The sequence below is a fragment of the Deinococcus sp. genome (genome assembly GCF_025362455.1).
Classification (GTDB): domain Bacteria; phylum Deinococcota; class Deinococci; order Deinococcales; family Deinococcaceae; genus Deinococcus.
The window spans coordinates 1-7,264 of the sequence record NZ_JANYGJ010000187.1 but is presented as its reverse complement, the minus strand read 5'-3'; the positions used below and the strand labels follow the sequence as shown (position 1 = coordinate 7,264).

At 63.8% G+C, this 7,264-nt stretch carries 8 protein-coding genes; 3 read left to right on the top strand and 5 right to left on the bottom strand.

Translation table 11 applies throughout. The features are described from left to right. Positions 1–363: 363 nt before the first annotated feature. Positions 364–1,701 carry a class I SAM-dependent RNA methyltransferase gene (locus Q0R23_RS13850; RefSeq protein WP_293913907.1) on the bottom strand — a complete coding sequence of 446 codons (1,338 nt, stop codon included), beginning with the start codon at positions 1,699–1,701 and terminating at the stop codon, positions 364–366. 137 nt (positions 1,702–1,838) lie between these two features. Between Q0R23_RS13850 and Q0R23_RS13845 the strand changes: the two genes are divergently transcribed. The 3 genes from Q0R23_RS13845 to Q0R23_RS13835 are packed head-to-tail and all read left to right on the top strand — an operon-like array spanning position 1,839 to position 3,219. Beyond that, positions 1,839–2,342: a hypothetical protein gene (locus Q0R23_RS13845; protein ID WP_293913905.1), complete on the top strand. Its 504-nt coding sequence runs from the start codon at positions 1,839–1,841 to the stop codon at positions 2,340–2,342. 48 nt (positions 2,343–2,390) lie between these two features. After that, positions 2,391–2,819 (top strand): hypothetical protein, encoded by a 429-nt coding sequence (locus tag Q0R23_RS13840; RefSeq protein WP_293913903.1) that lies wholly within the window; start codon positions 2,391–2,393, stop codon positions 2,817–2,819. A gap of 4 nt (positions 2,820–2,823) precedes the next feature. Beyond that, positions 2,824–3,219, top strand: coding sequence for a hypothetical protein (locus Q0R23_RS13835; protein WP_293913901.1), 396 nt, complete (start codon positions 2,824–2,826; stop codon positions 3,217–3,219). Positions 3,220–3,440: 221 nt separating this feature from the next. Here the strand turns inward: Q0R23_RS13835 and Q0R23_RS13830 are convergent, their stop codons facing one another. The 4 genes from Q0R23_RS13830 to sdhC form a co-directional block, all read right to left on the bottom strand. Beyond that, positions 3,441–4,148: a succinate dehydrogenase iron-sulfur subunit gene (locus Q0R23_RS13830; protein WP_293913899.1), complete on the bottom strand. Its 708-nt coding sequence runs from the start codon at positions 4,146–4,148 to the stop codon at positions 3,441–3,443. An 18-nt stretch (positions 4,149–4,166) separates the two neighbouring features. Further along, a complete protein-coding gene (gene sdhA / locus Q0R23_RS13825; RefSeq protein WP_293913897.1) occupies positions 4,167–5,963 on the bottom strand; it encodes a succinate dehydrogenase flavoprotein subunit in 1,797 nt (598 codons plus the stop codon). A 144-nt stretch (positions 5,964–6,107) separates the two neighbouring features. Continuing rightward, on the bottom strand, positions 6,108–6,476 hold the full coding sequence (locus Q0R23_RS13820) for a succinate dehydrogenase hydrophobic membrane anchor subunit (RefSeq protein ID WP_293913909.1): 369 nt from the start codon (positions 6,474–6,476) through the stop codon (positions 6,108–6,110). Between the two features lie 63 nt (positions 6,477–6,539). Next, entirely contained in the window at positions 6,540–6,896 is a 357-nt protein-coding gene (gene sdhC, locus Q0R23_RS13815; protein ID WP_293913895.1) for a succinate dehydrogenase, cytochrome b556 subunit, read from the bottom strand. Positions 6,897–7,264 lie beyond the last annotated feature (368 nt).

The following is a 7,264-nucleotide window of genomic DNA, read 5'->3' as shown; positions in this document are numbered from 1 at the left end:
ATCCTTCGCCCTTTAGAGCAGCACTCCGAATTACGCCACGGGGAAAACAGCCTCCCCGCGCCTCCATTCTGCGTCCTGCTCAGTCAAAACTACTCGCTCCGCTCGGTCATAAAAAGGGTCTTTTTATGACATCTGCTCTAGAAGAGTCGAAGACCTACTTGTAGAGGGGCGGACAGTTGGCGTTCTCACCTCACAAATCCCGTCTCACGAATAAGATTCTCTCTAATCACCCCGTTCAACTACGAGATCCTTCGCTGCGCTCAGGACGACAACGCTCTTTTGATTCCAGGCCAATATAAAACTAAAACGATCTCCGCGAACGATTTTGGCGTCAACCCACCATCAGCCGCCCGGCGCCCCGGTTCACGCCCGCGTCAGGCGGCTGACCACTTCGACGTGGCTGGTCTGCGGGTAAAAATCGTAGGGTACGATCTCGCCCAGCACCCAGCCGCCCCGGACCAGTTCGCCCACATCGCGCGCCCAGGTGGCCGGGTCGCAGGAGACGTACACCAGGGTTTTGGCGGTGTTGCGCGTAACTGCCCCCCTGGCCTCCGCGCTCAGCCCGGCGCGGGGCGGGTCCACGATGATGGCGTCGGCGTCCGGCATCTCGGTGGACAGGTCGTCGAGGTTGGCGCGGCGAAACACCAGGTTGCGCTGCTTGCTGGCTTCCACGTCGCGTTGCCCCCGCTTGAGGGCCTCCGAGGCGCTGTCGAGCACCACCACCTTACCGAAATTCGGCGCCAGATGCCGGGCGATGGCGCCGCTGCCGCCGTAGAGGTCCACCGCCAGGGTGCCGCTGCCCGCCAGGGACGCCGCCAGCCGGTAGGCCGCGCCCGCCGCCGCCGGATTGACCTGCGCAAAACCCGTGGCCGACAGGCTCACCCGCACGTCGCCGAGCTGCTCATGCACCTGGGCCTCGCCGGTAATCAGCCGCAGACCCGCCGTGAAGCGCCGCTGCGCCGACTCCGCCAGCGTCACGCCGATCACGCCCGCGTCGAGCAGGTGGTCGGCGGCCCGCAGGAAGGTTTTAGGCTCGCCCTTGCCGATCAGCGCGGCCACCACCTCGCCGGTCAGCAGACTGCCCCGGAAGGCGATTTCCTGCGCGGGGTCCAGGCGGCTCACGTCCAGCCTGGCCATCACGGCGGCCACGGCCCCGATCACCATCGGGTCGGTCTCAAAGACCCAGGGCTGGTGTCCCCGGCGCTCGCGGTAGGCCAGGCCACGCGGCGTCACCAGGTACTGCGCGCCGTTGCGGTAGTGCCACTCGCGGGGGCTGGGCACCGTCTCCGAGACCGAGTGCTCGATCTTGGCGATGTCGATCTTGGCGATGCGCTGCAAGGCTTCGGTGACCAGTTCGCGTTTGATGCGGAGCTGTGCCGGATAAGTCGCGTGGGCCAGGTCGGTGGTGGGCAACTCCGGCGCCTCTACCCGGTCCGGGCTGGCCCGCAGGATATTGACAATACTGCCCTGGCGCACGCCCCGGCCCTCCTGCACGCGGGCTTCGACGCGCTCGCCGCCCAGGGCGCCGCGTACCAGTACCACGCCGCCCTCGTGTCTGGCCAGGCCCAGCCCTCCGGCCACCACCTTTTCGATGTCCAGGGTAAGCAGCTTCGGGGTAAGCAGTTTCGGGGCAGTCGCGGCGGCAGCAGCTTCGGGAGCCTGGCGGGTGGGGCGCGGTGATCGGGTCAGGTGGGCCTTCATGACCTGACAATTTAGCGCAAGTCGGGCGGGCCGGATTGGAAGCGTGAACCGACCGGCCTGTCGAGTGCTTGCTGGCCTCAGCCACGGTCAGGCGCCGTTCTCAGCCGGAATCAGGTGCCGGGGCGTACCATCTGAACATGAACTACTCTCTTGCGGCGCTCCTCCTTCCGGTGGCCCTGCTGGCGTCGTGTGCGCCTACGCAACAAGGCACCGCCGGGCGAATCGTGGGTACCGTCAGCGGTCAGGTGGGCCGGGTGGTGTTCCTGAACGGCTTCCAGCCTCGCGCCGCCACGCCCAACCAGCCTGACAACGTGACCGTGCAGCTCGGCCAGGACCTCTACAGCGGCACCTACAGCGTCATCGGCGGCGAGTCGCCCATTGGCCTGAGCGCCAGTTTCGGGGTCGGGGGTGGGTTCGGTGGAGGCAACTACGGGCCGGGCCACTCCGGCTACAACGGCGGGCTGAGCGCCGCCGCCGCGCCTCGCAATACCGCCCGCCCCGGCAACCTGATCGTGCAGACGTTGCGGCTCGACAAGTCGGCCATTAAAACGCTGACCTGCACCTTCCAGGCCGACAGTAGCGGGCACGGCGTCGGGGATTGTGTGGGCAGCGACAGCGCGAAGTACGCGCTGCAATTCTGAGCAAAAAATAGCCTGCCGGTCACCTTTCAGGGTTACACTTGAGGACAGATGAAGCACCCTGCGCTCCTGTTGCTGCCGCTGCTCCTCGGAGGCTGTACGCCAACCACTGCGGCGATGTCTCAGACGCAGCCGGGTGCTCTGGCAGGCACCATGACGGTTCGGCTCGACCGGCAGCACCCCAAAGCCGAGTTGCCAGCGGCGGGCCTGGCCTTCGAACTGCGGCACATCGTCGACTCCCGCTGTCCGGTGAACGTGCAGTGCGTCTGGGCCGGGGACGCGGCGGTGTACTTCACCGTGAAGATGCTGGGCAAACCGGCGAGCGAACTCGAACTCCACACCGGGCTCGCGCCCAAGCGCGTCAGCGTCGGCGGGTACAGTCTGGCGATAGGCGAGGTCTTCCCCACGCCCAGGGGTGCCGAACTCGGCGGCGACGTGGTGCAGAGCGTGGTGCTGGAAGTGAGGGCGGAGGGGAAATAGACGGGTGCTGACGCCTGAGCTGAGCCGGGCGATGCCGGTTGGCCGGGCCGCGTTGTGCGTCCTGATCGGCCTGCTGGCATTGGCGGTGGCAATCTGGGTCACTGGGACAGTTGGCGAGCGTCTACATGCGCCCTATCTCCATCCGGCCTACCTGGTCTACGGGCCGCTCATGGATGGATTCTTGCCGCCGCTGGTCAGCGCCGCACTCATCCGCCCACCCCTGAGAGCCGGTTGGCTAGGCGCGTCGGTGCCGACAGGGTACAGCGCCTTGCTGGCGATAGTCGGTCCGCTGGCAATTGACGACGATCCGAGGCAGCAAGCGACGTTCATGGCGCTGGGTGTGGGGCTCAGCTTGCTGTTGGTGCAGGTTGTCGTGCGCTGGGTCCGGCGCGGCGACTGAGCTGTTCGCAATTCGTTTATACAGACTCTACGCGGTTTGTAACAACACAGAGGCCGACCAGTTCTCCAGTCGGCCCCTATATGACGCTCGGCGTTTAGATCTCTACCCGTTCGGGGGCGGCGTCTTGGGTAGAACAGCACCTACCGGGCCTGCTCTCCCCTCTGCTTCGCAGCTTTGCAAGCCACTCAAGCCTGAATCATCGACGTATGCTTAAATTGCTCTCAGGACTGCTGGTACATCACCGCGCGCTTGACCTCTTCGATCAATTGCGTGATCGGGATGTCGCGGGGGCAGGCTTCGGTGCAGTTGTAGGCGGTGCGGCAGCGCCAGACGCCGGTATTCTGGTTCATGATGTTCAGGCGCTGCTCGGTGGCGGCGTCGCGGGTGTCGTAGATGAAACGGTGGGCCTGCACAATCGCTGCCGGGCCGATGTAGCTGCCGTTGACCCAGAAGATCGGGCAGGAGGTCGTGCAGCAGGCGCACAGGATGCAGTTGCTGCCGTGGTCCATCCGCTCGGCTTCCTCCGGCGACTGGATGCGCTCGGCTGCCGGGGCCGCGTTCTCGTTGATGAAGTACGGCATGATCATCCGGTAGGCGTCGAAAAACGGCTCCATATCGACCAGCAGATCCTTCTCGACTTTCAGGCCGCGAATCGGCTCGGCGCTGATGGTGCCGCCCTCCTTGACCACGTCTTTGAGCAGCGTTTTGCAGGCCAGGCGGTTGCGTCCGTTAATCAGCATGGCGTCGCTGCCGCAGATGCCGTGGGCACACGAGCGCCGGAAGGTCAACGTGGGGTCGAGATACCATTTGACGTGGTTGATGACGTCCAGCACCCGGTCGCTCGGCTCGGCCTCGACGTTGTAGGTTTCCCAGTGCTGCTTCTTGTCTTTTTCGGGATCGAAGCGCAGGATTTTGACGTTGATATGCATTTATTCCTCAGATGCAGCTCAGAAGGTGCGCGGCTTGGGCGGGAACTTGAGGCTGGTGTCCGCCGAGGGCGTGTAGGTCATGACCGTTTCGTAGCGCTCGGCGCCCTTGAAGACCACCGGCTTGTAGCCTAAGCGCACATTGCCGGGGCGGCTGAAATCCTTGTAGGCCATGCTGTGCTTGAGCCAGTTCTGATCGTCGCGGGTGTGGAAATCCTCGCGGTCATGGGCGCCGCGCGATTCGGTGCGGTTGAGGGCACTGTGGGTCATGGCCTCGGCGCAGTCGAGCATGAAGCCCAGCTCCAGCGCCTCGATCAGCTCGGAGTTATAGCGGACCGAGGGGTCCTGCACGCCGACGTGCTGGTAGCGGGCGCGCAGCTCGCGCAGAATCTCGACCTGTTTCTCCATGTCCGGCCCGTTGCGGAAAATGCCGACGTTGTTCATCATCGTCTCCTGCAACTCCTTGCGGATGCGGGCGGCGTTCTCGGCCCCGTCAGCGTTTTTCAGCGTATCCAGCAACTGGCGCGACTCGGCTTCGGGGTTCTCCGGCATTTCGGGCATGTCGGCGCTGCGGGCGTACTTGGCGGCGAACATACCGGCCCGGCGTCCGAAGACGATCAGGTCGCCGAGGCTGTTGGTGCCCAGGCGGTTGGCGCCGTGCAGCGACACGCAAGCCTGCTCACCGGCGGCGTACAGCCCCTCGATGATGGCGCCGCTATCGTCGGCGATGCACTCGGCGTCGATGGTGGTGGGGATGCCGCCCATGGCGTAGTGCGCGGTCGGCTGAATCGGCACCAGATCCTTGACCGGATCGAGGCCCAGGTAGGTGCGGCTCAGGTCGGTGATCTCGCTGAGTTTGTTCTCGATCACGTCGCGGGGCAGGTGGGTCAGGTCGATGTTCACGGCGTCCTTGTCGGGACCGACGCCGCGTCCCTCACGGATCTCGGTGTAGATGCTGCGCGAGACGATATCGCGCGGCGCCAGGTCCTTGAGGGTCGGGGCGTAGCGTTCCATGAAGCGCTCGCCGTCCTTGTTGCGCAGAATGCCGCCCTCGCCGCGAATGCCCTCCGTCACCAGAATGCCCAGCTTGGTCAGGCCGGTGGGGTGAAACTGGTAGAACTCCATGTCTTCGAGCGGCAGGCCCTTGCGGTAGTAGATGCTCATCAGGTCGCCGGTCAGCGTCAGGGCGTTACTCGTGATCTTGAAGATGCGCCCGTAGCCGCCCGCCGCCAGAATGACCGCCTTGGCGTGGAAGGTGTGGATCTCGCCGGTCGACAGCTCGAAGGCCACCACGCCGGAGCAGCGCCCGTTCTCGATCAGCAGGTCGAGCACATGAAACTCGTTGAAGAAGGTGGTGCCCTCCTTGACGTTCTGCTGGTAGAGCGTCTGGAGGATCATGTGGCCGGTGCGGTCCTTGGCGTAGCAACTGCGCTCCACAGCGGCCTTGCCGAACTCGCGGGTGTGGCCGCCGAACTTGCGCTGGGCGATCTTGCCCTCCGCCGTGCGCGAAAAGGGCAGGCCCATGTGCTCGAGCTCGTAGACGGCCTCGATTACGTCCTTGCTGAAAATCTCGGCGGCGTCCTGGTCGGTCAGGTAGTCACCACCCTTGATGGTGTCGTACATGTGCCATTCCCAGTGGTCTTCCTGCACGTTGCCGAGCGCCGCGCCGACCCCGCCCTGGGCGGCTCCGGTGTGCGAGCGGGTCGGGTAGAGCTTGGAAATCACGCCGACGGAGACATTGCCTTTGGCCGCATACAGGGCCGCCATCAGGCCAGCGCCACCGGCACCGACCACCAAAACGTCATATCGATGATGCATCTTGTGTCCCTTTATAGAGAAAGTGAGGCTTTAGTTCAGTGGGAAGCGGCGCAATGTTGAAGCTTTCTGTCCTCTTCATTGAAGGCTGTGTCCCGGTCGGGCTACCGGTTTGGCTGTGACTTGCCCTTCGGTTCGGGTTGCCCCTCAGTTCGGGTTGAACGAAAACAGTCCGACGGTGCCCAGCACGAAGATCAGCCCGGCGACGGTGAAAAAGATGTTGCGGACCCAGGCCCGGTTGGGGCGGCTGCGCACGTAGTCGTCAATGCTGTAGCGTGCGCCGTTGCTGCCGTGCAGCATGGTCAGGGTCAGCAGCAGCCAGTCGTAGAACTTCCAGGCGGGGTTGCCCAGTTTGGTCACCACCGCGTCGAAGGTCGCGTCGGATTCGCTGACCTGCACGAAGGTCATGAAGACATGGCCGACCACCAGAAAAACCAGGATCAGGCCGCTGACCCGCATGAAGATCCACCAGTTGAGTTCGGCGTTGGTATGAGACTGCTGCTTGGCGTCGGTCATGGTGCGGGCGCGAATGGTCACGGAGTCCTCACTGATTTGCTGCTCGTTGGGATGCTCATGGGCCTACACGCCCGCCGCGACGCGCGGCAAGACCTTGAAGGCCACGTAGACGGTCCAGACGACGCTGACGAGCAGCACGCTGTACCAGAGTTGGCGCTGGTACGCCACGCCCTTGCCGGTAAAGTCCATCACGATGATGCGCAGGCCGTTCATGGCGTGGTACATCACACCCGCCGCCACCGCGACCAGCGCCAGCCGGAACAGGATGAAATCGTAGGTGAGATGCACGGCCATATAGGTCTTCTCGCCGAACACGAACAGGCTGATGCTGATGACGTGAATCAAAAAGTAAGCCAGGATCGCCAGGCCCGACAGGCGGTGAAGGAAAAAGGCCCACTGGCCCTCTCTACCTTTATACATAATGTCTTGCCTCCTTGCCCTGCTGAAATCGCCGCGCCGCGAAGTCCGTGCGCTGCCGGGCCGGAACTGAAGTGTTGAGGTATTTAAAAAGCCGCTGCACCGCTTGGGCTGACTTCCGTGTCGATCACAGTTTAGACTATCATCGCCCGCGCCCAGAGCGGTGTTCCCCGGCTTACGGTGCGGGACAATTCGGCGGGGGCCGGGTGTACCCTCGTCAGGGAAACGACGGTTGGGGTGGGGACATGGCGTCACTGAGCTGGCTGGGCGGTTGACAGTTAGGTTGCGTTGATTAGAGCAGATGTCATAAAAAGACCCTTTTTATGACCGAGCGGAGCGAGTAGTTTTGACTGAGCAGGACGCAGAATGGA